The sequence below is a fragment of the Sphingobacterium sp. JUb20 genome (assembly GCF_004342035.1).
Classification (GTDB): domain Bacteria; phylum Bacteroidota; class Bacteroidia; order Sphingobacteriales; family Sphingobacteriaceae; genus Sphingobacterium; species Sphingobacterium anhuiense.
This window is the reverse complement of record NZ_SLYV01000012.1, coordinates 100139-127074: the sequence shown is the minus strand read 5'-3', so window position 1 is coordinate 127074 and position 26936 is coordinate 100139. Positions and strand designations below refer to the sequence as shown.

Here is a 26936-nt window from a genome sequence, read left to right as displayed (position 1 = left end):
AAATATTGAACAAAAATATTCGTTTTTCTGTGTATAGCAAATTATATTTGTTAGAAGAATCACGATAATTTTATGAAAACAAAAATAGCATTAATAACTGGAGGTTATACAGGTGAAGCGGAAGTTTCTTTTAAAAGTTCTGCATTTGTATACTCACAGCTTGATCACAATAAGTACGATATCTATCAAATTACGATTACCAAAGATGCATGGTTTTATGTTAGTGATTCAGGAATAAAGCATGCAATCAATAAAGAAGATTTTACTTTAGTGCTTGATGATAGTATTGTTCAGTTTGAATTGGCTTTTATAATGGTTCATGGTTCACCCGGTGAAGATGGGCGATTACAGAGCTATTTTGACTTAGTTGGCATACCTTATACATCATGTGATGCTTTGACTTCGGCGCTAACAATGAATAAGGGATATACAAAAGCGATTTTGGCAGATCTTAATGATTTGTTTTTAGCTAAATCTGTATTATTGTTTGAAAATCAGCGCGCTCAAGCTGTTGAGCTGGTAGAAGATAAATTATCCCTGCCTTATTTTGTAAAACCTAATGCTGGAGGTAGTAGTATAGGTATGACCAAAGTAAAAGTGGCAGATGAACTAAAAGTAGCCATTGATAAAGCTTTTGATGCTGAGAACACCGGTAGCCAGGTTATTGTTGAGGAGTTTGTAAACGGCCGTGAATTTTCGGAAGGTATTTATCGTAATGTCGACGGAGAATTGGTTGTTTTGCCGGCTACTGAAGTGAAAACAACACGTGAGTTTTTTGATTTTGAGGCAAAGTATATTCCTGGGCTTACAGAAGAAATTACACCAGCGGATCTGGATGTAAATCAGCAATTGCGTATAGGAAAGATTTTAAAAGAGATTTATGTGCGATTGAATTGTAAAGGAATGGTCCGTATTGATTTCTTTTTGGAAAACGATACGGATAAGTTTTATTTTATTGAAATCAATACCATTCCAGGGCAAACTCCCCAAAGTTTTATTCCTCAACAAGTTCGCGCCGCCGGATTGACGGAGCAAGAGTTTTACGGTAATTTAATCGAAGTGGCTCTAAAAAAATAACTTCAGTATGAGATTTTAAAAGTTACATTACAACTTCATGTAATGTAACTTTTTTTATTTTCTAAAGTCAAATTTCGTTAGATCAGGTCTAAATTCTTTCGTTCTTTTGAGCTCTTCCTGATAGATAATTTGGCCTATGTTTTTTAGAAATGGGTAGGTGACAGTTTCATATTCGTAGATTCCATCATTATAAATTCCATTTTCATTAGATTGGATTACTACAGCCAATAAGAACTCTATCCCTTTTTCAAAATCAACAATGTATGCGTTATCAATATTATAACCATATGAATCTCCATATTTATTGAAAATGCGAATATTTGGATTTATTGTTGCCTTTTTATCACGGCCATAAAAAAGCAATTTACTATATGTTGGCCAGAATTCAGTTGTGTCATATTTAGGGTAATCCGACTCAAACGGATAACGTGACATGTAGTCGTACAAAAATGAATAATCATCATTTGTTAATTTGAATCTTTTGCGAGCATCGAATGCTTCTGGGAAAAGTAATTTTTTCATGATCAGTTGCTGATCATCTAATGGGTAAACATTTAATCCTTCAAAACTCCATTGTTCATGAATAATCTCGTCTTTGTCATTCATGTAACCTTTTCCTTGACGGGTATTTTCTAGCTTAATAGGGTAGTCGTTTGGATCAAATTGGGCATCCTGTTTATAGAGGGTTTTATCTTCTAAGTAGAAAGTAATGGGATTGGTGTGTTTTGCCCAGACACCTTTGTCACCTATGGCCAGTCTATTGACAATGCGTGAGTTTTGTGCGCCATGCTTTTGTAATTTGCTATTCAATTCAGCGCGTCCGATAAATTCAAAAAGTCTGTTCTGTGCGTCATTGTCACTGGTCAAAAGGATTTTTTTAATATATTGACCAACTGACGGGAGACCGTTTTTAGCAGACTCGTCTTGTACAACAGCTGTTTGTTTCTCATAAGAAGAGTCGATTCTTAACGGTGTATCTTTTGATAATCCAGCAATCTTCAGCTCATTTATTTTTTCTAATGCTAGGATTGCCGTTGGAAGCTTTACCGTGCTGGCAGGATAGAAATACCAGTTTTGATTTAATCTATAACTGAATGATTTAAAATGTGGCACATTATTTTTATCCCGATCAATTTGCGTGTAGAGAATTTGAACTTCATTTTTACTCGGGTGATCTAAGATCTTTTGAAACAATTCGGGATGGCCTTGTAATAATTTTTCGAGGTAAATTGTATCCATTTTTTGAGCAAAGGAGCAAGGAATGATACTGATGAAAAAAAATGTTAGAAAGTTATGCATAATTGGATTTAGTATACTGATTTTCGAAAGGATGGTTTACAATAAAGGCTTCTTACAATTAGAGAAGCCTTTATCTTTATTTTCTGACGTATACCTGAAAGCTATAGTCAAAAGGATGTTTTTCATCTTTTTCATGCTTGTCTTCGCTTTCTAATATCCATTCATGTGCTGGTAATTCTGGAAAGTAAGCATCTCCATCAATAGTTGTATGCAACCTGGTCAATAATATTTTATCTGCGAATGGTAACGTTTGTTTAAATATTTCGCCACCACCAATAACAAAAATCTCTCTTTCATCCCTGCAATAATTTAATACTTCTTGAAAGCTATTGGCGATGTCCACATCATCAGATTTTGCGGTCATGTCTCTTGTCAAGATAATATTTCTGCGATCTGGTAATGGTTTACCAAGAGACTCAAAAGTTTTTCTCCCCATAACTACACTATGTTCAAGTGTATTTTTTTTGAAATATTTAAGATCATTTGGTAAATGCCAAGGCATTTTATTTCCTTTACCGATTACATTATTTTCAGTAGCGGCTACAATTAATGTTATTTTAAGTTTACTCATTTCTATATGTTACACATGTATATAAGGAAGATTCTTTTTAAACTGCTACAGGAGCTTTAATATGCGAATGGGATTCATAATTTAACAACTCGAAGTCTTCAAATTTAAAATCAAAGATATCTTTTACTTCGGGATTGATTTTTAATTGAGGTAAAGCCTTTGGTTCACGGCTCAATTGTAATTCTGTTTGTTCGAAGTGATTACTGTATATATGGGCATCTCCTAAGGTGTGAATAAATTCAGCGGCTTCCATATCACAAACCTGTGCTACCATCATGGTTAATAAAGCATAAGAGGCAATATTAAATGGTACACCTAGAAAGATATCTGCACTTCTTTGATATAGCTGACAAGACAACTGTGGTTTTAAGATTCCATTTTCAGGATCAGCAGGAGCAACATAGAATTGAAAAAATGCATGACAAGGAGGTAAAGCCATATTTTCAATTTCTGCAACATTCCAGGCAGACACAATGATTCTTCTTGAATCGGGTGAAGTCTTCAATTGCTTGATTATTTTTTCAATCTGATCGATATGGCCTCCATCAGGAGTTGGCCATGAACGCCATTGTGATCCATAAACAGGACCTAAATTACCATTTTCATCTGCCCACTCATCCCAGATACTGACACCATTATCTTTTAAATATTTGATGTTTGTTTCACCTTTCAAAAACCAGATCAACTCATGGATAATTGATCTTAAATGTAATTTTTTTGTCGTAACAAGTGGAAAGCCTTCCTTTAAATTGAAACGCATCTGATATCCAAATACACTTTTAGTTCCAGTTTCAGTACGGTCAGTTTTAATAACCCCGTTTGTATATACGTGCTTTAGTAAGTCAAGATATTGTTTCATTTTAAATATTTGCTTTTATTTATTTTTTGATTAACAAATAGCGTCTTTTTGGCTGTAATATACCAACAAAGATGCTCGCTGTATAACCATGTAATATTCTATACGAAGGTAAGATTTTTTGAAGTATTCTCACGAAAATTTATAAAAGTGTTCATACGATTTTCATATGTGGTTCACTATACATAGCAATGTAAAGAAAGACGGTAAAATAAAGAAATTAAAACTGATATTGCTGAATTTTGGATCATTAAAATCTCATAATTAATTGAAAAGCGGTTAAATCAGAATTAAGAATTTTCATTTGGAGCTTTTTGTTGTATTTTTGCAAAATCATTATGAGTAAAAAAGTAGCTTTCTATACCTTAGGATGTAAATTGAATTTTTCAGAAACATCCTCCATAGGTCGTGTCTTTCAAGATGCGGGTTATGAAACCACGCCATTCAATAGTGCGGCAGATGTTTATGTTATTAATACATGTTCAGTCACGGATCATGCAGATAAGAAATGTCGCAAGGTAGTAAAGGAAGCACTTAAATATTCACCTAATGCTTATATCACCATTGTCGGTTGTTATGCGCAGTTGAAACCAGCTGAGATTGCTGAAATCCCGGGAGTGGATATGGTTTTAGGTGCCGCAGAAAAGTTCAATATTATCGAACATATCAATGATCTGACAAAAAACGAGAAGGCTGTTGTCCATAATGCACCAATTGATGAAACCAATCAATTTGTATCTGCATATTCAATCGGTGACCGTACGCGTACATTCCTAAAAGTACAAGATGGATGTGATTATTCTTGTACTTTTTGTACAATTCCTCTTGCTCGTGGAGCAAGCCGTTCAGGGAAAATTGAGGATATCGTACGTCAAGCCGAGGAAATTGCGGCATCTGGCGTAAAAGAAATTGTGTTAACGGGTGTAAATATCGGTGATTTTGGTATTCGAGACGGTAAACGACAAGATAAATTCTTAGACCTTGTAAAGGCTTTGGACGAAGTGTCAGGAATAGACCGTATCCGTATTTCTTCGATAGAGCCAAATCTTTTGGCCAATGAGATTATTGAATTTGTAGCACAATCAAAACGTTTTGTTCCACATTTTCATATGCCTTTACAGTCTGGAAATAATAAAGTATTGAGTATGATGCGTCGGCGTTACAAGCGAGATCTGTATGCACAGCGTGTGGAGAAGATTAAGGAATTAATGCCGGATTGCTGTATTGGCGTTGATGTCATTGTAGGATTCCCTGGAGAGACTCGTGAAGACTTTATCGACACTTACAATTTTTTAAATGAGATGGACATTTCGTATTTGCATGTCTTTACTTATTCTGAACGTGAAAATACAATAGCTGCACAGATGGAAGGGGCTGTCCCTGGATCTCAGCGCAGTGACCGTAGTAAAATGCTGCACATTTTATCAGAGAAAAAACGTCGTGCTTTCTATGAGAAACAATTGGATAAAGTAGGCGAAGTACTTTTTGAGAGTGATGAGAAGGACGGATATATGCATGGTTTCTCCAAAAATTATGTGAAAGTTCGTACAGCCTACGATCCTTTGCTGGTCAACGAAGTTGCACATGTGAAATTCTTATCGATCACAGATGGTTGTGAAGTTGAAATAGAAGAGTTAAAAGAAATATTAGCACACTAATGCTAGATGATAAAAAAGATAAGGGCTCAATTCGATTAGAATTGAGCCCTTGTCGTTATGCAACTTTTTCCTTTTTAGCATTTAACCAAATGACAGTTGCTAATATCATGAATACACCTATCCATTGAATAGGACTTACAGCTTCTTTAAGTATGAAGTATGACATTGCAGTTGCTACTGGTAGTTCTGCAGAACTTAAAATACCACTTAGAGAATAACCGATTTTAGGAATTCCATAAGCAAATAATAATGGTGGAATAACAGTTCCGAAGAAAGAAAGAATAAGTCCGAAATGCCATATGCTGTCACCTAAAGCTCCCGATATTAAAAATGTTGGCGGAAAGATGGAACAGATCATGATGCAGGATCCAGTGACCATTAATGCACTTTTTTGAACTGGCGGATAGTCATTTCCAACTCGTCCGTTAACAATTAGAAATACTGCATAAGCAGTTGCTGCTAATACTCCGTAGGTAATGCCGGTCCAATTGAGTTTATCGATTCCTTGTTCAATAAGACCTGTTGCAAATACAGTTCCTATAAGTACAATTGCAATACCAATCAATTGACGATTAGTAGGTCTATTTTTGAATATAATATATTCAATTAACGTTCCTATCCAGATGTATTGCATTAATAGAACAATCGCCAATGAAGCAGGCACTAATTGAACGCATTTGTAATAAACTAAACTTACTAGACCTGTAGAAATACCACTGATAACAATTTTCCATTTATTAGATTTTTTAGAGAAACCATGATTTGCTTTTGGGTTTAGCAACTGAATCAGTAGATAAACTGCCCATAAGATAATCATTCCAAAAATAGCTTGTACTCCTGTTACTTGCCCTAAAGTGTAATCTTGCGCATATGCTTTTTTGACAAATGTTGACAACAGTCCAAAACTACTTGCACCGACAAATACAGCAATAGCACCTTTTAATTTTTCCATATTATATTTTACAAATTCCGACAAAATTACAATTTGAAAAGAGATATGAAGAAAGAAGGGCTTGTTTGCCAGTTAAATTTGGTTTTATTACATTTACCTAACATTTGATATTGATATGTCTATAAAACGTAATATATTATTTTTTTTCAGCCTGATACTTTTACTCAGTAGTTGTTCAGTTAATAAAAAGGTGAACAGTAACAGTGGCCACAGCAGTTCAGTTTTGACAGATGCCAGTGAAGCTAGAGGTAAGAATTATAGTACAAGCTCATTAGATAATTACGCAGATCTTTTGCAAGTAAAGAAAAAGGAACTCAATCCTACGCTTTATTCTTTTATTGACGAATGGATGGGTATACCACATCGAATGGGAGGTGCAACAAAAAGAGGGGTGGATTGTTCAGGTTTTGTTAATATATTATATCTTAAAGTATATAAAGAGAATTTACCTCGTTCATCTAGAGATATGGATGGTGCAATTAAGAGCAAGCGAAATTCCCAACTTAAAGAAGGTGATTTGGTATTTTTTTCGTTCGGGGGACGTAATGTGGATCATGTTGGCGTATATCTGCATAATAATAAATTTGTGCATGTATCGACAAAAAAAGGTGTTATTATTTCTGACTTAAAAGATTCGTGGTACGCCAAATATTTCACGAATGCTGGAACACCAAAATCCTGATAGGTAATACGAATTCCCTTTTTTATGTCAAATAATAGATAAAACTTTATAAAGCTATTTTAATCCTTATTTTTGTCAAAAACTAAAATAAAGATGAGTATCAAGGGTAAAAAGATTTTTTTGGGTTTATGTATTGTTGTACCATTTCTAATTTACTGTGTTTACTACTACAGTAATATGATTAGCAATGCGCCTTTCCGTTTCACAGATTTTCAGTCTGTGGTCTTTCGATACGGTGAGCCTAATCATATGGATAATCAGTATGATTCAAAAACTGGAATTTTTCAGTATGTGACCAAAACAAACGAGATAGAGCGTGATACCGTTCGCATGACTAAAGATGATTTGCTTTACTTACATCGAAAAGCTCAAGAATTAGGTTTTTGGAATTTGGATGATGACATGACGGGACCTGAAGCAAAAGTAAATCCTGAAACAGAAACGCCTCGATTTTATTTAGAGATGAATTATAAAGACAAATCAAAAAAAGTCACGATGGACGCTGATTTTGCGGGTAATGAAAAAATGCGGAATGCAGGAAAGTCTATGATCGATGAAGTCAACCGAATATTAGCCGCGGCTCAATCTAGATCGAACGTTAAGTAGATAAAATAAAATATTATATACAAAAAAGGGATAATCATATGATTATCCCTTTTTTGTATATAAATTAACAGTTTGTTAAACATCAGGTGACTATTGATTCATATTAGAGTATTAGCTTCGGCTTTAATTATGCTATATATTCAAATGAAAAATATTTTTGCTGTTGCAACAGCTTTATCTCTAAATTACACGGTTAGTGCTCAGGAAATTGCAAAAGGTGTTGTTTTTGATGATATCAATAAAAATGGAATTCTTGATAAAAAAGAACGGGGTATACCAAATGTCTCTGTGAGTAATGGGGTAGAGGTCGTTCAAACTGATGCTCAGGGTCAATATAAATTGCCTGTTGATGAAGACAATATTATTTTTGTTATTAAACCTGCTGATTATGCACTACCGCTTAGTACAGCAAATCAACCACAATTTTATTATATACATAAACCTCAGGGAAGTCCCGAATTGACCTATAAGGGAGTTTCACCTACTGGAAAATTACCTAAGGATATCAATTTTGGTTTGACAGCTCAATCTGAATCAAGAGATTTTTCTGCGTTTGTATTTGGAGATCCACAAGCTTATGATATGACCGAAATGGATTATTTTAAAAGAGGAATTATAGATCGTATATCCAATAAAAATGCTGCTGTGTTTGGGATCAGCTTAGGAGATCTAGTTGGTAATGATTTGTCATTGCATCCGGCATATAAAAGTACAATTTCATTAATGGGTTTACCCTGGTTTAATGTAATTGGTAATCATGATTTAAATTTTGATACAAAAGATGATAGCTATTCGGATGAAGCTTTTGAAGCTTCTTTTGGTCCCGCAACTTATTCTTTTAATTATGGAAATGCTCACTTTTTAGTTCTTGATGATATTATTTATCCTAATCCTGATACAGGAAAAGGATATAAAGGAGGTTTGCGTAAAGATCAATTGGAGTTTATTGCCAATGATCTGAAGTTTGTGCCAAAAGATAAGTTAATTGTATTGGCTTTTCACATCCCGCTTGAACATGAAAATTCTGAGGTTTTTCGTACTGAAGATCGTGATCGATTATTTGATATTTTAAGTGAATTTCCCCACACACTTTCTTTATCGGCTCATACACATTTCCAGCAACAAAATTTCTTTGGCGCTAAGGATGGCTGGAAGCAATCAAAACCGCACCATGAATATAATGTAGGAACAACTTCTGGCGATTGGTACTCTGGAGAACTGGATGAAAATGGAATACCTGTATCGACCATGCGAGATGGTACCCCAAAAGGTTACGCTATTTTAAATATTAAAAATAATCAATATACATTTGATTATAAGGTGGTAGGGAAAGATGAGGCTTATCAAATTGCACTATCTGGACCATCAATTGTAGATCAAAAATATGTACAACGATACCCAGTTTATGCAAATTTTTTTATTGGAAAAGAAGGTGATCAAGTATTATATCGTATAAATGATAGTCAATGGAAAGAAATGGATCAGGTCAAAGAAGTTGATCCATCCTTTGATGATGCGGTTAAGCAGTATGACCTAGCAACCGATTATAAAGAGGGAAGAAGGCCTTCTGATGGTACTAATAGTTCTCACTTATGGAGATTGAAATTGCCAAAGTTAAAGGCAGGAAAATATAAAATTGAAGTGAAAGCCACTGATTTATTTAACCGGATACATACAGCTGTAAAGGAAATTGAGGTTGTAAATAAAACAAAATAGTAAATAACCATATAAAACCGTGAAGCAACCTTTTTAAGGTTGCTTTTTTTATAAATAATGATGAAAGATTAAACTTTAGTTAAGGATTGCTTAATATGACAACTTTATATTTGTATCAGAGTAATTTTTGATTCATATAGTAAAGGGTTAATGTGGGGTCTGTTGGGAAACACACCCAGAAATTTAGTTTGTTTTTAAAAAGAAAGGTAATCTTGGAGAAGATTACCTTTTCTTATTGTAAATGTGTATGATTAATTTTTATACTTAAGTTACGCAGATCATCAGATGCAGGACTTTCAAAAACTTCTAGTTTGAAGTATGTAATGACAGCAAATAAATGGTCAAATAAATCAGATCGGATACCTTCATAGATCTCAAAGCGGGTGTCATTTGAAAATACGTATATTTCTAATGGTACTCCATGTTCTGTCGGATCCATTTGACGTACCATACTGATCATATCCTTGTTTATGTTTGGATTCTGTCTAATATATGCTGTCGCATAAGCTCTAAACAGACCGATATTTGTCATTTTGCGTCCATTTACAGGCATGGATTGATCGGCTTGACTTCTATTGTTGTATTCGCTAATTTCTAACCTGCGTTGTTCAATAAAAGGTTTAAGAATTTGAATTCTCTCTAAATCTTTGATTTCTTCCTCAGTCATAAACCGAATAGTGGAAATTTTAATATTTATTGCTCTTTTTATTCTTCGTCCCCCAGAGGTCTGCATACCTCTATAATTTTTAAAAGAATCAATCAGTAAAGTATGCGTGGGTATTGTGGTGATGGTTTTGTCAAAATTTTGCACTTTCACATTATTTAGGTTGATTTCGATAACTGTCCCATCGGCATTATGTTTTGGCATTTCAATCCAGTCACCCACCCGTATGGAGTCATTGGCAGAGACAGATATACTTGCGACAAAGCCAAGGATGGTGTCTTTGAATACCAGCATTAAAATGGCAGAGGCAGCTCCTAGCGAGACCAAAAATGATAACGGAGAAATACCTGTTAAGATAGAAAAAGTAATGGTTCCTCCAATGCAGATTAAGACAATCTGAGAAACCTGCAAATAACTTTCCAATGGTTTGTCAGCAAAGCTTTTTCTAGTTTTAAGTATATCACGTAGTGTTTTTAATGCAGAATGCACAATGAGCATAATGTTTAAAACTAGCAAGATCTCTATTCCTTTATTGATTGCTTCTAACCAATTTGGAAATCCTAGAAATATGATTGGACTGATCTGCTGGGCAATGAAAAGTGGAATGAAGTGACTGATGTATTTCAGCGTTTTATTTTTTATCAAATAATCATCTATTGAGTTTTTCGATTTTATTATAAAACGGGTTACAACAGAAAGGATTACCTTTCGGGCTATAAAGTCTATAATTAATAAAATTAGAATAACTAAAAATAATAGAACGATGGAATTGATTGTATGTGCCCATTCACTATTGAAACCTGCCTGTAAAAGTTTGTGATAGGACCAATCGTAAAATTTTGATTGAGATTGTTTATTTATTTCTTCTAAATAGTCTGTAGTAGATAGCTGCATCTACAAATATAAAAAAAAGCCATTCGACAGAATGGCTTTTTTATTATTTAGCGCCTAAAGGCATATTTTTATCGTGTTTATGTTTGAAAAGAATAGCAAAAAGAACTGCTAACACCAAAGTATAAAGCGAAAATGTTAACCAGATATGATGCCAGTCTTTAAGGATCAAATTTGTATTGAATAAACCATTTTCACTAATGGAGAGTCCTCGTTCTTTAACTAAATTGATTAACTTATTATTATTTACATCTGTATCTAAAAATGAAGCTAGCTGTTTCACATTAGTAAATGAAATGGAGAAATATTTGTCGATGATCCATCCTGAAACTAAACTGCCAAATACTGCACCAAAACCATTGGTCATCATCATAAATAGGCCCTGCGCAGAACTTCTTATTTGCGAACTAGTGGATGTTTCTACAAATAAGGAACCTGAAATATTAAAGAAATCAAAAGCCATACCATATACAATACATGATAATATGATCATCCATAAACCAGAAGATGGATCGCCATAAGCAAATAGACCAAAACGCAATACCCAAGCAAACATGGATATCAGCATAACCTTTTTAATTCCGAATCGTTTTAAGAAAAATGGTATGGCAAGAATAAATAGCGTCTCAGATATCTGTGAAATTGACATGATGATCGTTGAGTATTTGATTACAAACGAATTTGTATATTTAGGAAAGAATTTAAACTCATCTAAAAATACATCTCCATATGCATTTGTCAACTGAAGAGCAGCACCTAAAAACATGGAAAAGATAAAAAACAATGCCATCTTATAATTTCCAAATAATTTGAAAGCTTCCAGACCTAGTGTACGTACCAGAGATGATTGCTCGCTTTTGATATTTCTAGGTGGACATTTGGGAATAGAAAAAGAAAACAATCCTAAACCTACTGCGGAGGCTCCGGCAATATAAAATTGCATACCTGTTGCTTTACTGCCTGTCAAGTTAACAATCCACATGGCTGCAATAAAACCAATAGTTCCCCAAACACGGATTGGGGGGAATGCCTTTACCAAGTCATATTTCCCTTGAGTGAGCACAGTATATGCGATGGAATTTGATAGGGCAAGGGTTGGCATGTAGAAACACATGGCAAGGAGCATCGCATAGAAAAAAGTAACAGGATCATTTATTTGTGGTAGATAAAAGAGTACCGCCGCATATAAAAGATGTAATACCAAATACAGTTTTTCAGCGTTAACCCATCTGTCTGCGATAATTCCCATTAAAGTAGGCATAAACAAAGAGGCAAAACCCATTGTTGCAAATATAGCTCCAAACTGGGTACCGTCCCATTGCTTAGTACCAAACCAGTAATTTGCTATTGTAATTAACCAAGCTCCCCACACAAAAAATTGGAGGAAGTTCATAATGGTCAACCTTAATTTAATAGACATAAGTAATATAGAGTTGAGTTTGTTTTTTTGTCGATGATTGTGACCTTATTTTCTACGTGATATCTCATCACGGATTAATGCAGCCTGCTCATAGTTTTCATCATGAAGGGATTGTTCGAGAACCGTTTTTAATTGTTCATCTGTAAGGCTTGAGAAAGGATTTTGAATTTTTGATTTTTCTTCTTTGACATCATCTTCAACGATTTCAGCATTTACTGCATTTTCTAGATTTTCAAGAAAGGCAAACTCATTGCCTTCGATAACGATGCCGGCAGAAGATAAGATGAAGTCGTAAGCATAAATGGGTGTTCCAAAACGAACGGCTAGTGCAACAGCATCTGAAGTTCGGGCATCGATTTCTACAGTTTTTTCTCCATCTGAACAGATGATTTTGGAATAAAAAATGCCTTCTATTAAATTATATATAAGAACTTCCTGTATATTAATTTGAAAAGCTTTTGCAAAATTTTGAAATAAATCATGTGTTAGAGGACGACTGGGAACCATCTTTTCTATTCTAATCGCAATAGCTTGTGCTTCGTGACTTCCTATTATGATAGGAAGACGGCGATTACCTCCAGACTCGCCAAGCACTAATGCATATGCACCTGATTGCGTCTGACTGTAGGATAGTCCAATGATGTCTAACTTGATTTTCTTCATTATGATACCTTTACGGTTTACAAATTTAGATAAATTTGCTTAGATAAGCAATATAATCAAGGAGATATAAAGGTAATTTTATTCATTTATACCTATTTTAAGTGACTTACATAATTATACTCGGGTAATCATTATATGCTCTGTGATAGGCTGTTTAATAGTAGAAAATGAAAAAATAATTTGAAATAAAAAAACTCCATTAACAAATAAATTGCTAATGGAGTTTTTTATTCAGGAACTTTATATTCCTTTGTAAGCTTTTAAAGCTGTGATTAATTTAGGAATAACCTCAAATGCATCTCCAACAATTCCATAATCTGCTACTTTGAAAAAAGGAGCTTCAGGATCTTTGTTGATCACAACAATTGTTTTTGAAGCACTGACCCCTGCTAAATGTTGTATTGCTCCTGAGATACCAATTGCAATATATAAATTGGGACTTACCGCTATTCCCGTTTGTCCAACGTGCTCAGAATGTGGTCTCCATCCCGCGTCAGAGACCGGTTTTGAACATGCTGTAGCCGCACCAAGTACATTAGCAAGTTCTTCGATCATACCCCAGTTTTCTGGACCTTTCAATCCTCTACCTGCGGAAACAACAATTTCTGCCTCAGGTAATGAAATTTTATCTGTTGCTCTAATGATATCCTTAACAATCGTACTAAAATCTGACGCATCCAAACTCGGAGAATAGGTTTCAATAGTTGCTGTTCCTTCGGAATCTTTTGCTTCAAATGAATTGGGATTGACAGCAATTACTTTGACAGCCGAAGTTAACGCGACATAAGCAAAGGCCTTGCCTGAAAAAGCTCCAGTTTTGACTTGTAGCGTTTCTCCATTTATACTAGGTAATTCAATAGCTCCGTCGGCTAAACCAGCTTCTAATTTGGCAGCAACCCGCGGGGCTAACCCCTTTCCAGAAAAAGAATTTGACAATACAACTATTGATGCGCTTGATGATTTTGCTGCATCAACGATGATAGCGGCGTAAGCCTGGTTTACAAATGACTTTAATTGTTCTGTATTGACATTTAATACCTTACTTGCTCCATATTTACCCAAAATACTTAATTGCGATTCTTCAACATTACCGATTGATAATGCAGTAACTTGAGTTCCCGATTGTTCTGCAATAGCTTTAGCATAAGAAACAACCTCAAATGCTGATTTCTTGAACTTACCGTCTGTATTTTCTACATATACTAATATTGACATATTCTTTACGATTAGAGTTGATTAAATAACTTTTGCTTTTTCATGCAAAAGAGAAACTAATTTTTCGACATCTCCAGCATCAACCAAAGTGACAGCACCGCGTGGAGCCGGAGTTTCAAATTTGACAATATGCGACAGTTGAGCTACCTCAATAGGCTCAATCACATCTAATGGCTTCGTTCTAGCGGTCATAATACCTCTCATATTTGGTATTTTTGTTTCTGCGACCCCTTCAGCTGTACCAATGACAGCTGGTAGATTTAAAGTTAGAACTTCTTTTCCACCTTCGATTTCTCGTTCTACAGTTGCACTATTGCCGTCAATATCTAGTTTTTTACTGATAGAAACGGAAGGAATATTTAGGATCGTAGCTATGAGAGCTCCTACTTGAGTTCCATTATAATCAATCGATTCTCTACCGGTTAATATAAGATCAAAGCTGTTGTCTTTTGCATAATGAGCAATCTGATTGGCAACAAACCAAGCATCTCTTGGTAAGACATTTATTCGTATTGCATTATCTGCACCAGTCGCTAGAGCTTTTCGGATAGTAGCCTCAGTACTTGCGTCCCCAACTGTTATAACAGTTACGGTGCCTTTACCGCCTTCAGCCAAATCTATTGCTTTTGATAAAGCAATTTCATCGTAAGGATTCACTATGTATTGCACACCAGCATTATTAAAAGCGGTGTTGTCATTGGTGAATGTAATCTTGGAAGTAGTGTCAGGGACATTACTTATACACACTAATATTTTCATAATTTATTACCGTTTTATACAAACCTAATATAATTTACTTTAAATGTAAAGATAATTTGGGAGAGTACCATACTGCCTGCAATGGAATGTCGAGTTGTGTTTTTGTTAAAATAAAAGCTTGTAAATTATTTTATCGATAATTTAAGGTCTTTAAATATGGTTTTATTTATTAAATGTGTATTTTTTATTGTGGGTTGACTAAATTTTATACTGCTTATGATTCGTCAATGGTTTGTCATTTTTGTATGCTAGCATAGTAATTAGGTGTTGAATTGAGCTTTTAAGCTTCTTTGATTATTTGTAGCTTTACCGGTGTAAAATTAAAAGCTATACATCATGTCAGACCGTTTAGAACAATTGAAGGAGTTTTTGAAAGATTCTCCACAAGATCCTTTTTTGAAATATGCTTTGGCTACCGAATATTTAAAATTGGGAAATCAAGATGAGGCGCTTAAGGGGTATACTGATCTGATAAGTAATCATGCGGATTATGTTGGAACTTATTACCACTTAGGGAAACTTTATGAGAAAATGAATCGTGTAGAAGATGCACGAGATATTTATAAGAAAGGTATGGTCATAACACAACAAAAACGCAATATGCATGCGTTAAGTGAATTGCGCGGAGCATTAAGTTTATTGGACGGAGATGATGAAGATGAATATTAACATTTTTTTAACATTTTAATCTTGCTTTTTGGTACTTAATTTGTCTATATCTCTGTGGAGATTTGAGAAAGAGTTTTAAAGAAGATGAAAAGGCTATTTATTATATTATGCTGTATCTTATTTGTTTTTATTGCATGCGATAACCAACGTAAAGGTGCTGAGGCAGTTAAAGACAAACAAGATCACCAAAGCGCCACTCTACATGAATTGAGCGGAGCATACAGCGGAGTAATGCCTTGTGCAGATTGTGACGGGATCGAAACTGTTTTAAAGTTAAATCAAAATTTCTCCTATAGTTATACCTCAAAATATCTTAATAAAAGTGATGAAGTATTTGTCAAAGATGGAAAGTGGAAGTTTGAAAATAATGTGATCACGCTTGAAGGAGTGGATTATAAATTCAAATTGGGTGAAAAGGCAAAGCTTTGGCAATTGGATTTATCAGGTAATGAAATCGTCGGAGAATTGGCAGAGAATTATAAGTTAGAAAAACTAACACAATAATCATTTTAATAAAATCACATTAACAAAAAAAGACCTTCAAATTTTGAAGGTCTTTTTAGTTTCGTTCTATTTGCAGATCTCTTTGAGGTGATTAACAACAAAGTCTACTTCTTCTTTTGTATTGTTTCTACAGAAAGAAAAACGTACTGAAGGTCTTGTGCCGTCCGCCCTTATTGCTCCTAGTACATGCGATCCGATATCGGTTCCAGAACTACAGGCACTTCCACCCGAACAGGAAATACCAGCAATATCTAGATTGAATAATAACATATCTGCCATATCCGTACATGGAAATGATACATTTAAAACAGTGTATAGTGCTTTATTTGGCTCAGTGACACCATTAAATTTAATATCTGGAATTGCTGTCTGCAATTGTTCAATCATATAAGATTTTAACCCCTGTATGTAAGCACTATGTTCTTCCATATGTTCGTAGCTCAGTTCCAATGCTTTTGCTAGTCCTGCGATACCATATACATTTTCAGTTCCACCACGCATATTACGTTCTTGTGCACCACCATAAATCATGGGTTTGATTTTCGTATTGGCATTAATGTATAGAAAACCAACTCCTTTCGGTCCATGGAATTTATGTCCAGCTCCCGTAATAAAATCAATTTTTAGCTTGCTTAGATCATGTGGATAGTGACCCATAGTTTGGACAGTATCAGAATGAAAGATTGCTTTATACTTTTGACATATTTCTGATATTTTTTCAATATCATTTAAATTTCCAAGTTCATTGTTACCATGCATAATGGAAACGAAAGTTCTAGGATTTTTTGAGAGTAAGTCTTCTAATTGATTTAAATCAATATTACCATGAGAATCTACATGCAGTAAGTCGAGATGAACTTTTCCTGATTTTTCCAATTCTTCTAATGTATGAAGCACAGCATGGTGTTCTATTGGTGTAGTGATCGCATGTGTAATTCCAAAATCTACAATAGAACGTACAATTGCCATGTTATCAGCTTCTGTACCACCAGAGGTAAAGAAAATTTCAGATGGAGAAGTATGTAAGATTTGCGCAATGGATTTACGCGCCTTTTCAACAATTGTTTTTACTTGTCGTCCATGTGAATGAATAGAAGAAGGGTTTCCAAAATTATTTTCCATGGTGTCTATCATGACACGAATGACTTCTGGATCTAGCGCTGTAGTTGCAGCATTATCAAAATATACTTGCATAATGGACAAAATTAAGTAAAAGTAAGTTTACTTATTTAGTGGTATTGAGATTATTTAATAAAATTGCTTGTTTTTGATTTTTTAAAAAAGGTCAGTGTGGCAAGCAAAGCCCCCAAAAGACCTAGATAAGCGAGGATATCACCATTTTTTGTGTAAATAGTCAATTCCTCACTGAGGTTGATTTCTTGTGTTAAGGATGCAGGTACCCACCAATCTGTTTTTTGAATGATGTCTCCGCGCTGGTTGATAAAGCCCGATATTCCCGTATTCGCAGAGCGGGCTACCCATCTTCGATTTTCAATGGCTCTTAGCTTTGCGTAATCTAAATGCTGATCTTTACCAGAAGTATTTCCCCACCAACCATCATTTGTAATGATGGCAATAAATTGGGCCCCTTGTTGGATATATTGTGCAACATAATTCCCCCAGATAGACTCATAACAGATGACGGGAGCTGCACCGATACCACTTTGTGAATAAAATACCGATGGTTTATCCTGTTTTCCATATCCTCCGGTCGTTCCACCAAATGCACTAAATAGAGGCTTTAAGAAATTAATTGCAGTGCCAAATGGCATTTGCTCAACACCGGGAACTAGTTTCGATTTATGATAAAATTGTAGTTTGGAAGACACGTCAACTAAAGTTGCCGCATTGAAATTGTCTTTATATAAGTTTGGTCCTACTTCTCTAGCAGTACTTGTTCTTTTATCGTTATATAATCTATAACTCTCTATCCCAGATAATACATTGCCATTTTTATAGTCATTTAGAAAATTAATAAGCGAATCAAATGTACTTGTACTTCTAAAATCTTCCTCATCGAAATCACCTCTTTGTGACAATGCTGTTTCTGGCCATATAAAAAACTCTGTGTTCGGCTTTGCAACAGATTTTGATAATTGCATCAAAGTTTGCAATTGTTCTTCAGGGCTGATATGACCAAATTTTCCAAATGGGTCAATATTAGGTTGGACAGTTACAATCTGAGAAGGGTTAATATGCTCTTCGTACGTCATATAGCGAATGACAGAGTATGAAGAGGGGATAAGCAATAATAACGCTAACATAATAGTTATGGTGCGGGGTTTTGCTAAAATATTCATTTCTTTCTTGTTTAAATAAAGTAAGAAAATTAAAATATTGCTTAACCATATCCACACTGTACCACCATACACTCCAGTAAACTCATACCATTGAATTAATTGATGAAAATTAGAGAACCCATTACCTAAGGTCATCCAGGGAAATGCCAGATCCCAGGATTGGTGTAAATATTCATAAGATATCCAGAAGGCCATTAATCCAAATAGGGAAAGAATAATGGATGTTTTTTTCCTCATTTGATAATATAATCGAAATGCAAGTGCCATTAATAATGATCCTAATAAAAAAGGAATGAGTGAAATAAAAATGGCAATGTACCAAGGCATTACTGCAGATATTGAATTGTATACCCAATAAATAGAGGCTGTATTCCATAGCACTGCCGTTAATCCTGCTGTAAAAAAAATCTTTTTACCTTTTTTAATATAGGTTTGATTACGGATGATATTTTCAACTGCGATTAAGAGCGGGAGAAAGGCAATTAATAAGATTGGACTACTATAGGGGACGGGTGGCCAGCCTAACCATAATAAAAAGGCACTTAAAAGTGCCAGTAAATATTGATTTCTCACGATTAAATTTGAGATAAAATTTCGTTTTTCTTGTTTTCGTATTCTGCCTGTGTAATCAACTGTTTGTCAAAGAGGTTTTTTAATTTTCTTAATTTGAGTGTTATCTCATCATCTTCTTCAACTATAGTAGCTGCTGTTACCTCAATAGTTGGCGGAATCATAGTTTCGGGTACAATAGTTTCATTGACCTCTTCCACTATAGGCAAGGATGGTGTGTTTTTAGAGGCAGGTTCTTCTTCTATTATAGGTTGATGAATTTCAAATGAGGGAGCTGTCTGCTTAGGAGCGGTTACAATAAATTTTTCTCTCTCCTGCTCGATCTCTTTTAATTTAGATGTTTCTAAAGCCCCTTTGATTAGCTGGTATAATTTACGTGCCTGTACTTTAGGGATGTAATCAATACTTAAATTTTCCCCAGTACTAGGGATTACGGTAACCTTAGAACCAAAAATTTCTTCTTTAAACGCGATATCTTTGATATCTTTCCAACTGAAAATTTCAAAATCTGTTGCTAAGCCCAGCTTTGTAAATTCACACATGAAAATACGTTTGTTACTAATCGTTATACTGTCGGGAAGAATGGTAACGGCAGGTTTTTTCTGTACGGCGATATAATCAATTCGCTCTCCCTCTGTCATCATATCTTGAAATTTGACAACTAACTTTTCTACAATTTTTATGTCCTGGCCATCAATGGCAAAAAGTTCAAAGTTCATGTTAAATCTATTTTAAATAAATGAAGGCTAAACTTATTCTAAACCTCCCACACAAAATACAAATTCTCCTTTAATAGGATTGTTTTCAAAATGTAATTTTAAATCAGTTAAAGTACCTCTTACATTTTCTTCATACAGTTTACTTAATTCTCGTGATATCGAAGCTTGTCTTTCTGCTCCAAACACTTGAATAAACTCATCAATTGTTTTAAGGATACGATGTGGTGATTCGTAAAATATCATCGTTCGTTTTTCTTCAGCCAAGAATTTCATACGGGTTTGACGTCCTTTTTTCACAGGTAGAAATCCTTCGAAACAAAAACGGTCATTTGGAAGTCCAGAATTAACCAAGGCAGGAACAAAAGCGGTTGCACCAGGTAGACATTGTACTTCAAGCCCCTCTTTAATTGCTTCCCGTACTAATAAAAAACCGGGGTCAGAGATAGCTGGAGTACCAGCATCTGAAATTAGGGCAATAGTCTGACCTTCTTTTAGAAATCTAATGATTTCTGAAATCGCTTTATGTTCATTGTGCTGATGATGCGCAAATACTTTTTTTTCGATTCCAAAATGTTTCAAAAGGGGGGCACTTGTGCGTGTATCTTCGGCAAGAATAACATCTGCTTCTTTTAACACACGTATAGCGCGAAAAGTCATGTCTTCTAAATTGCCAATTGGCGTAGGAACTAAATAAAGCATTTACAAAGGTAAGTTTTTTTTAATAATTGTAATCAAGGCTTTGACTTGCCTTTTTTTAATAGCATGGGCTATTTTATTTATAGTAGTATTAAGCTCATTTCATTGGATAGAATCCTAATATGAAATGAGCTTTTTAAATTTATTTTGCTAAAATATTTTCAATTTGCTGTAATTCTTCTCTTGTAAATTGCTGGTTCTTTACCGCATTGACGGCATCTTGAATCTGTGATACTTTACTTGCTCCAATTAAAACTGATGTCACTTGAGGTTTCTGTAATAGCCACGATACAGCCATTTGTGCCAGTTTTTGATTTCGATGCAGCGCTATTTCATTTAAAGCTCTTATTTTTTCGATTTTATCTGAAGTGATATCACTTTCATGAAGTGAAATACTTCCAGAAGCCGCTCGTGAATCTTGCGGAATACCATGTAAATATTTATCAGTAAGTAAACCTTGGGCTAAAGGTGAGAAAGGAATACAGCCGACTTGCTCCTCTGTAAGCAAATCCAATAGGCTTTCTTCGACCCAGCGCTCAAACATAGAATACTTAGGTTGGTGGATGAGACAAGGCGTGCCCATTTGTTTTAAAAGATCTATCGCACGTTTTGCTTCAGGTGTTTTATAGTTGGATATCCCGACATATAAAGCCTTTCCTTGTTGGACCAATAAGTTTAAAGTAGCCATTGTTTCTTCCAGTGGTGTTTCTGGGTCCGGTCTATGGTGATAAAAAATATCTACATAATCCAGGTTCATTCTTTTTAAACTTTGATCTAAGCTAGAGACTAGGTATTTTTTCGAACCCCAATCCCCATACGGGCCATCCCACATTGTATAACCAGCTTTGGAAGAGATAATCATTTCATCGCGAAGTCCTTTAAAGTCTGTCTGTAATATTTTTCCGAAATTTTCTTCTGCCGAACCAGGAGGCGGCCCATAGTTGTTCGCAAGGTCAAAATGCGTGATACCCGAATCGAATGCTGTCTGTATTAACTTACGACTGTTCTCAAAATCATTGACATGACCAAAATTTTGCCATAAGCCCAATGAAATTGCTGACAATTTAATTCCGGAATTACCCGAACGGCGGTATTCCATTCCTTGATATCGATTATTCGCAGGTGTATAGTGCATCTGTTATTATGCTTTATGAGTTTATATAAAGGCAATTTACAAGTAATCTTACATAAATAAAGATCTTGATGTAAAATTGATTTTAAATTTCATTCGGACTTATTAATTGAACTTCACCTATTATATTTCTTCTCTATAATATTTCGTGATGGAAGAGTGGGATATCGATTCGTGTATAACAATCATGAGTGCCAAATAGAAAGGACGGGAACGAACAATTTTGTTTAATAAATGACAGAATAAAAATTGTAAATAAAACAAATTTATCTAAGTTTGTTTCTTTAAAAATACATACAATTATGTTGCAATTGAATTATATCCGTGAAAACAGGGATAAGGTAATCGAAAGATTAGGTGTCAAAAATTTCAAGGAAATTGGATTAGTAGATGAAATCATCACTTTGGATGAACAACGTCGTAAAATTCAATCCGAGTCAGATGCCCTTTCAGCAGAAGCAAATTCATCCGCAAAACAAATCGGAGAATTAATGCGTCAAGGTAAAAAAGAAGAAGCTGAAGCCGTAAAATCCCAATCCTCCGGATATAAAGAACAGATCAAAAGTTTGACAGATCATTTAGATCGTGTTGAACAGGATTTAAATGCAAAGATTGTCCAACTTCCCAATCTTCCACATACTACCGTTCCTGCAGGTGTATCAGCAGATGATAATGAAGTTGTGTTAGAAAACGGAACTATCCCTACATTGGCTGATGATGCGGTTAGTCACTGGGATCTGTTAACTAAATACGGTATCGTAGATTTGGAGTTAGGTGTAAAGGTAACAGGAGCAGGTTTCCCTGTCTATAAAGGAAAAGGAGCTCGCTTGCAACGTGCATTGATCAACTTCTTTTTAGATGAAGCTGCAAAAGTGGGGTATGAAGAAGTACAGGTGCCAATTATGGTTAATGAGGCATCTGCATTTGCTACTGGTCAGTTACCTGATAAGGAAGGCCAGATGTATCATGTAACACACGATGATCTATATTTGATACCAACAGCGGAAGTTCCCGTTACTAATATTTATCGCGATGTTATCGTAAAAGAAGAACAATTCCCTATTAGACATTGTGCGTATACACCATGTTTCCGTCGCGAAGCGGGATCGTATGGTGCGCATGTTCGTGGTTTAAATCGTTTACATCAATTTGATAAAGTAGAGACAGTACAAATCGTTCATCCTGATCGTTCTTATGATGCATTGGAAGAAATGAATACTTATGTGCAGGGACTGTTACAAAAACTTGAATTACCTTATCGTGTATTGCGTCTCTGCGGTGGTGACATGAGCTTTACAGCCGCGTTGACTTATGATCTGGAAGTATATAGCGCCGCTCAAAAACGTTGGTTAGAAGTGTCATCAGTTTCAAATTTCGAAACGTATCAATCTAACCGTCTGAAAGTGAGGTTTAAAAACCAGGATGGTAAAATGCAATTGGCTCATACATTAAATGGATCTGCATTAGCTTTACCACGTATAGTAGCTTCTTTATTGGAGAATAATCAAACAGATAAGGGTATAAAAATACCGAAAGTACTAGTTCCCTACACAGGATTTGAATATATTGATTAATATTAATTTAATATAAATTGAAAGGGTTGTAATTTTTTACAACCCTTTTTTTATGTTAAAATTTTGTTAAATCTAATGATTACCGTATTTAATTCTGTGTAATGGGTGATTATGAAAATTTAATTTATATCAGCGCTGCTTGCATTATTCGTAATATAGAAGCTTCATATTTACATTAGTTATGAAAAAAAAACTTTTTTGTTAAAATACTTGTAATAACAACTTTGTCTATATATATTTGCTTCCCGCTTTCAAGATGTAATGTCTGTGAAGGTTTACTACCACATTATTCATCGTAAATTTTAAAAAGAAAATTTACAGATTCTTATAAGATCACCATAGTGAACTGATTGCTGTCACTATTTGTTGGATCTACAATTTGTTAAATCTGTTTGTACACGAAAAGCTATCCGTCAAGGTGGAGGAGGTTTTGATTTGTGTTTTTTGAATTGTTTAGACAATTAAAGTTTAAACGTTTTAAATGCACATCTTATTTTATGGACATAAACATATTACATAAATTAATTAACAAACTAAATAACATGAAACAAACATTACTTAGTTTTCTCGTTGGGGGGATGATTCTATCATCAGTAGCATTCGCTCAAGAGAAGAAGATTAGTGGACGTGTTACATCAACAACTGGCCAAGCGGTACCAGGAGTTACTGTTGTTGTGCAAGGAACTAATCAAGCTACCCAAACTGATGCAAATGGTAACTATTCTTTAAGTGTACCTGCAGGTAAAGTAGTTTTATTTCGTTCAATTGGTTTTGGCGAAAAAACAATTATTGTCAACAACAATACTTCAGTTTTTAATATCTCACTGGAAGATAATGCTAATGCGATAGAGGAAGTTGTTGTTACAGGAATGGGCCAAACGCGTCAGAAAAGATCTTTAAGTTATGCTACGCAAGAGCTAAAGGGAAGTAAATTGACCGAAGCAGCAAATAGTAATTTAGCAACAGCATTGCAGGGTAAAGTATCAGGTGTACAAGTAACTCCTTCTTCAGGTATGCCGGGGGCGTCTGCTAATATCACGATCCGTGGCGCACGTTCATTTACAGGAAATAACTCTCCATTATATGTAGTCGATGGATTGCCGATCTCTTCTACTTCCGATGTTTCTACTGGAAATGGTGTGACAGGTTCAGATTATTCTTCTAGAGGTTTGGATATCGATCCTAACGATATTGAGAGTATCAACATCTTGAAAGGACAGGCTGCCTCAGCTCTATACGGTATGCGTGCTTCTAACGGTGTCATCTTGATCACGACGAAAAGTGGTAAAGGAAAACAAGGTAAACCACAGATTTCTTATAATTCAAACGTATCTTTTGATAAGGTAGCAGTATTACCCGATTTTCAATCAACATATGCACAGGGGTCAGGTGGTAAGTTTTCACCATTAGCTTCCACATCTTGGGGTCAGAAAATTACTGATTTGGCAAATGATGCTACTTATGGAGGTAATACAGATAATGCTTACACTAAAAAATATGGTAAGCAAGACGGTAAATATTTTGTGCCACAACGTGAAAATGCGGGTTTAGATCCTTGGGCTACTCCACAAGCTTATAATAATGCCAAGGATTTCTTTAATGTAGGCAATACGTTTAATAATTCATTCAATATTGTACAAGGTTTCGAAAAAGGAAGTTATGCGATGTCCTTAGGCGCAACAAATGCCGATGGTATTGTACCTTCTACAGGGATGGATCGCTATACAGCAAAATTAGCGGGTGAAGCTAAATTGTCAGAAAAATGGACAACAGGTTTTACAGGTAATTATGTCAATTCTAAAATCACAAAACAAACTGGAGCAAATAATGGTATTATAGCAACTTTGTACGGAGCGCCAGCTTCTTATGATTTAGCAGGAATACCTTCTTCTTATTTAAATAACCCAACAAAACAAAATACTTACCGTGGAACAACTGGTTTTGATGGTGTTTATTGGGCTTCAGAAAATAATAAATTTTCTGAAGATACACAACGTTTCTTTGGTAATGGATTTGGACAGTATGCAACAGATTTAGGTGAAAACCAAAAATTGACGTTGAAATACCAAGCAGGGGTTGACTCTTACACTTCAAACTACACTGATTTATGGGGATATGGCCACGCAAATGGTAAAGGTGAGGTTGAAAATTACCACTTTTCCGTTACTGAATGGAATTCATTAGGTACTGCTGCATACAATTGGAAAATCAATGATGATTTGGTATTGGATGCGATGGTCGGTAATGAAATTGTTAACCGTGTTCGCAGAAGAGACTATGCTTTTGGTCAGAATTTCAACTTTCCTGGATGGGATAATATTAACAATGCAGCTACAGTTACTGCAGAGCAAACGTTGCGCCACACACGTACTTTCGGTACATTCGGCAGCTTAGCATTAGCTTATAAAAACATGTTGTTTTTAAATGCAACAGGACGTAACGATATTGTTTCTTCGATGCCACGTAACAACCGTTCATTCTTCTACCCGTCCGTAGCAGCAGGTTTTGTATTTACGGAATTGGAAAGTTTGAAAAGTTCAGTCTTAACGATGGGTAAGATTAGAGCTTCGTTTGCCGAAGTAGGGCAGGCAGGTGACTATTATGAAAGTTATTATGATAAACCTACTTATGGAGGAGGATTTTCTTCAGGTACACCAATCTTGTACCCTGTGAATGGTATTACTTCATATACTCCATATACTATAGTTTATGATCCAAATTTAAAGCCACAAAATACACAAGCGATAGAGGTAGGTACCGATTTGACTTTCTGGAATGGTTTGATCAATATGAACTATACCTTCTCTCGTCAAAACGTAAAAGATCAAATTTTTGAGGTGCCTTTGGCTGCTTCTACAGGTTATTCAAGTTTAGTGACGAATGGAGGTAAGATCCATACAAACGTACATGAATTAACATTAGCTGTTGCTCCATATCGATCTGGTGATTTTAAATGGGATTTTGCTTTCAACTTCACTAAAATCGATAACTATGTAGATGATTTAAAAGAAGGTGTGAATAGTATTTTTATGGGTGGTTTCACAGAGCCACAGGTTCGTGCAGGTATAGGTTACAAATTCCCTGTGATCTATGGTGTTTCTTACTTAAGAAACGATGCAGGACAGATTGTTGTTGATGAAGATGGTTTACCACAAGCAGGTGAAGAAAAAGTAATTGGTAAAGTTTCTCCAGATTTCAACTTAGGATTTAATACGACGTTTGAATATAAGAAAGTTCGTTTGTCAGCTGTTTTAGACTGGAAACAAGGTGGACAGATGTTCCACGGTACTGCGGGAGTTTTAGATTACTACGGGGTAACACAAAAATCAGCAGATTTCCGTAATGGAGATGGTTTCCTATTCGAATTACCAGCTGTAAAAGCTAATGGCGAAGTGAATGACATCATGATCGATGCAATGCCTGAGTTTGATGCAGATGGTAAACAAACAAATACTGATGCTTTCAAATATTTTACAGCAATGAATAATATTTCTGAGTCATCGATTCGTGGTACTTCATTTGTAAAATTACGTGAGGTGGCTGTAGGTTATCCTGTTTATCAAAACTCGAAAATCAAAGTTGATGTAAATGCTTTTGCCCGTAATATTATTCTTTGGTCTGAGCTGAAAGGATATGATCCAGAGGTGTCGCAAGGAAATACAAATATGTCAGGTGCATTTGAGCGTTTTTCTCTTCCGGGGGCATCAAGTTATGGTCTAGGTGTAAACATTAAATTCTAAAAA

General features: G+C 35.1%; 23 protein-coding genes. 9 read left to right on the top strand and 14 right to left on the bottom strand.

All coding sequences use genetic code 11. The features are described 5' to 3' along the window. Positions 1-72: 72 nt before the first annotated feature. The gene (locus tag EDF66_RS19845) at positions 73-1077 is read left to right on the top strand and encodes a D-alanine--D-alanine ligase (RefSeq protein ID WP_132844568.1); all 1005 of its coding nucleotides are present in this window, start codon (positions 73-75) and stop codon (positions 1075-1077) included. 54 nt (positions 1078-1131) lie between these two features. On the opposite strand, the gene EDF66_RS19840 is transcribed toward EDF66_RS19845, so the two are convergent. The 3 genes from EDF66_RS19840 to EDF66_RS19830 all read right to left on the bottom strand — a co-directional run bounded on the left by EDF66_RS19840 (position 1132) and on the right by EDF66_RS19830 (position 3806). Further along, positions 1132-2316, bottom strand: a complete 1185-nt coding sequence (locus EDF66_RS19840) for a serine hydrolase (protein WP_132844566.1) — start codon at positions 2314-2316, stop codon at positions 1132-1134. 136 nt (positions 2317-2452) lie between these two features. Beyond that, complete coding sequence (locus EDF66_RS19835) at positions 2453-2947, bottom strand: dihydrofolate reductase (RefSeq protein ID WP_132844564.1); 495 nt, start codon at positions 2945-2947, stop codon at positions 2453-2455. A gap of 37 nt (positions 2948-2984) precedes the next feature. Then, a complete protein-coding gene (locus EDF66_RS19830) occupies positions 2985-3806 on the bottom strand; it encodes a thymidylate synthase (RefSeq protein WP_132844562.1) in 822 nt (273 codons plus the stop codon). A 335-nt stretch (positions 3807-4141) separates the two neighbouring features. Here EDF66_RS19830 and mtaB point away from each other — a divergent pair, with 335 nt between their 5' ends. Next, positions 4142-5461, top strand: coding sequence for a tRNA (N(6)-L-threonylcarbamoyladenosine(37)-C(2))-methylthiotransferase MtaB (mtaB, locus tag EDF66_RS19825; RefSeq protein WP_207898699.1), 1320 nt, complete (start codon positions 4142-4144; stop codon positions 5459-5461). 55 nt (positions 5462-5516) lie between these two features. Here mtaB and EDF66_RS19820 read toward each other — a convergent pair whose 3' ends face one another. After that, the gene (locus EDF66_RS19820; RefSeq protein WP_021190140.1) at positions 5517-6413 is read right to left on the bottom strand and encodes an EamA family transporter; all 897 of its coding nucleotides are present in this window, start codon (positions 6411-6413) and stop codon (positions 5517-5519) included. A gap of 190 nt (positions 6414-6603) precedes the next feature. Here EDF66_RS19820 and EDF66_RS19815 point away from each other — a divergent pair, with 190 nt between their 5' ends. From EDF66_RS19815 to EDF66_RS19805, 3 genes are all read left to right on the top strand, one after another. Further along, positions 6604-7095, top strand: coding sequence for a C40 family peptidase (locus EDF66_RS19815; protein WP_243656097.1), 492 nt, complete (start codon positions 6604-6606; stop codon positions 7093-7095). Between the two features lie 177 nt (positions 7096-7272). After that, on the top strand, positions 7273-7701 hold the full coding sequence (locus tag EDF66_RS19810) for a hypothetical protein (protein ID WP_132772321.1): 429 nt from the start codon (positions 7273-7275) through the stop codon (positions 7699-7701). A gap of 144 nt (positions 7702-7845) precedes the next feature. Beyond that, positions 7846-9417: a calcineurin-like phosphoesterase C-terminal domain-containing protein gene (locus tag EDF66_RS19805; RefSeq protein WP_207898696.1), complete on the top strand. Its 1572-nt coding sequence runs from the start codon at positions 7846-7848 to the stop codon at positions 9415-9417. A gap of 232 nt (positions 9418-9649) precedes the next feature. On the opposite strand, the gene EDF66_RS19800 is transcribed toward EDF66_RS19805, so the two are convergent. From EDF66_RS19800 to EDF66_RS19780, 5 genes are all read right to left on the bottom strand, one after another. Next, positions 9650-10975, bottom strand: coding sequence for a mechanosensitive ion channel family protein (locus EDF66_RS19800; RefSeq protein WP_132844558.1), 1326 nt, complete (start codon positions 10973-10975; stop codon positions 9650-9652). Between the two features lie 43 nt (positions 10976-11018). Then, entirely contained in the window at positions 11019-12392 is a 1374-nt protein-coding gene (locus EDF66_RS19795) for a nucleoside permease (protein WP_132844556.1), read from the bottom strand. A 45-nt stretch (positions 12393-12437) separates the two neighbouring features. Next, on the bottom strand, positions 12438-13055 hold the full coding sequence (locus EDF66_RS19790; protein ID WP_132844555.1) for a bifunctional nuclease family protein: 618 nt from the start codon (positions 13053-13055) through the stop codon (positions 12438-12440). A 240-nt stretch (positions 13056-13295) separates the two neighbouring features. Next, a complete protein-coding gene (locus EDF66_RS19785; protein ID WP_132844553.1) occupies positions 13296-14270 on the bottom strand; it encodes an electron transfer flavoprotein subunit alpha/FixB family protein in 975 nt (324 codons plus the stop codon). Positions 14271-14291: 21 nt separating this feature from the next. Next, positions 14292-15029, bottom strand: coding sequence for an electron transfer flavoprotein subunit beta/FixA family protein (locus EDF66_RS19780; protein ID WP_132844552.1), 738 nt, complete (start codon positions 15027-15029; stop codon positions 14292-14294). A 336-nt stretch (positions 15030-15365) separates the two neighbouring features. Here EDF66_RS19780 and EDF66_RS19775 point away from each other — a divergent pair, with 336 nt between their 5' ends. Both EDF66_RS19775 and EDF66_RS19770 read left to right on the top strand, forming a co-directional pair. Then, a complete protein-coding gene (locus EDF66_RS19775; RefSeq protein ID WP_021189448.1) occupies positions 15366-15698 on the top strand; it encodes a tetratricopeptide repeat protein in 333 nt (110 codons plus the stop codon). A gap of 84 nt (positions 15699-15782) precedes the next feature. After that, positions 15783-16202, top strand: coding sequence for a copper resistance protein NlpE (locus EDF66_RS19770; RefSeq protein ID WP_132844550.1), 420 nt, complete (start codon positions 15783-15785; stop codon positions 16200-16202). 66 nt (positions 16203-16268) lie between these two features. Here the strand turns inward: EDF66_RS19770 and EDF66_RS19765 are convergent, their stop codons facing one another. The 5 genes from EDF66_RS19765 to EDF66_RS19745 all read right to left on the bottom strand — a co-directional run bounded on the left by EDF66_RS19765 (position 16269) and on the right by EDF66_RS19745 (position 21622). Beyond that, positions 16269-17396: a cysteine desulfurase family protein gene (locus tag EDF66_RS19765; RefSeq protein ID WP_132844549.1), complete on the bottom strand. Its 1128-nt coding sequence runs from the start codon at positions 17394-17396 to the stop codon at positions 16269-16271. Positions 17397-17446: 50 nt separating this feature from the next. Continuing rightward, entirely contained in the window at positions 17447-19075 is a 1629-nt protein-coding gene (gene lnt, locus EDF66_RS19760) for an apolipoprotein N-acyltransferase (protein ID WP_132844547.1), read from the bottom strand. 2 nt (positions 19076-19077) lie between these two features. Continuing rightward, the gene (locus tag EDF66_RS19755) at positions 19078-19791 is read right to left on the bottom strand and encodes a PH domain-containing protein (RefSeq protein WP_132844546.1); all 714 of its coding nucleotides are present in this window, start codon (positions 19789-19791) and stop codon (positions 19078-19080) included. A gap of 33 nt (positions 19792-19824) precedes the next feature. Then, a complete protein-coding gene (gene rsmI, locus EDF66_RS19750; protein WP_132772171.1) occupies positions 19825-20490 on the bottom strand; it encodes a 16S rRNA (cytidine(1402)-2'-O)-methyltransferase in 666 nt (221 codons plus the stop codon). A 139-nt stretch (positions 20491-20629) separates the two neighbouring features. Beyond that, positions 20630-21622, bottom strand: a complete 993-nt coding sequence (locus EDF66_RS19745; RefSeq protein ID WP_132844544.1) for an aldo/keto reductase — start codon at positions 21620-21622, stop codon at positions 20630-20632. Between the two features lie 299 nt (positions 21623-21921). On the opposite strand from EDF66_RS19745, the gene serS reads away from it, so the two are divergent. Then, on the top strand, positions 21922-23193 hold the full coding sequence (gene serS, locus EDF66_RS19740) for a serine--tRNA ligase (protein WP_132772173.1): 1272 nt from the start codon (positions 21922-21924) through the stop codon (positions 23191-23193). Positions 23194-23735: 542 nt separating this feature from the next. Next, on the top strand, positions 23736-26933 hold the full coding sequence (locus tag EDF66_RS19735; RefSeq protein ID WP_132844543.1) for a SusC/RagA family TonB-linked outer membrane protein: 3198 nt from the start codon (positions 23736-23738) through the stop codon (positions 26931-26933). Positions 26934-26936: the final 3 nt, after the last annotated feature.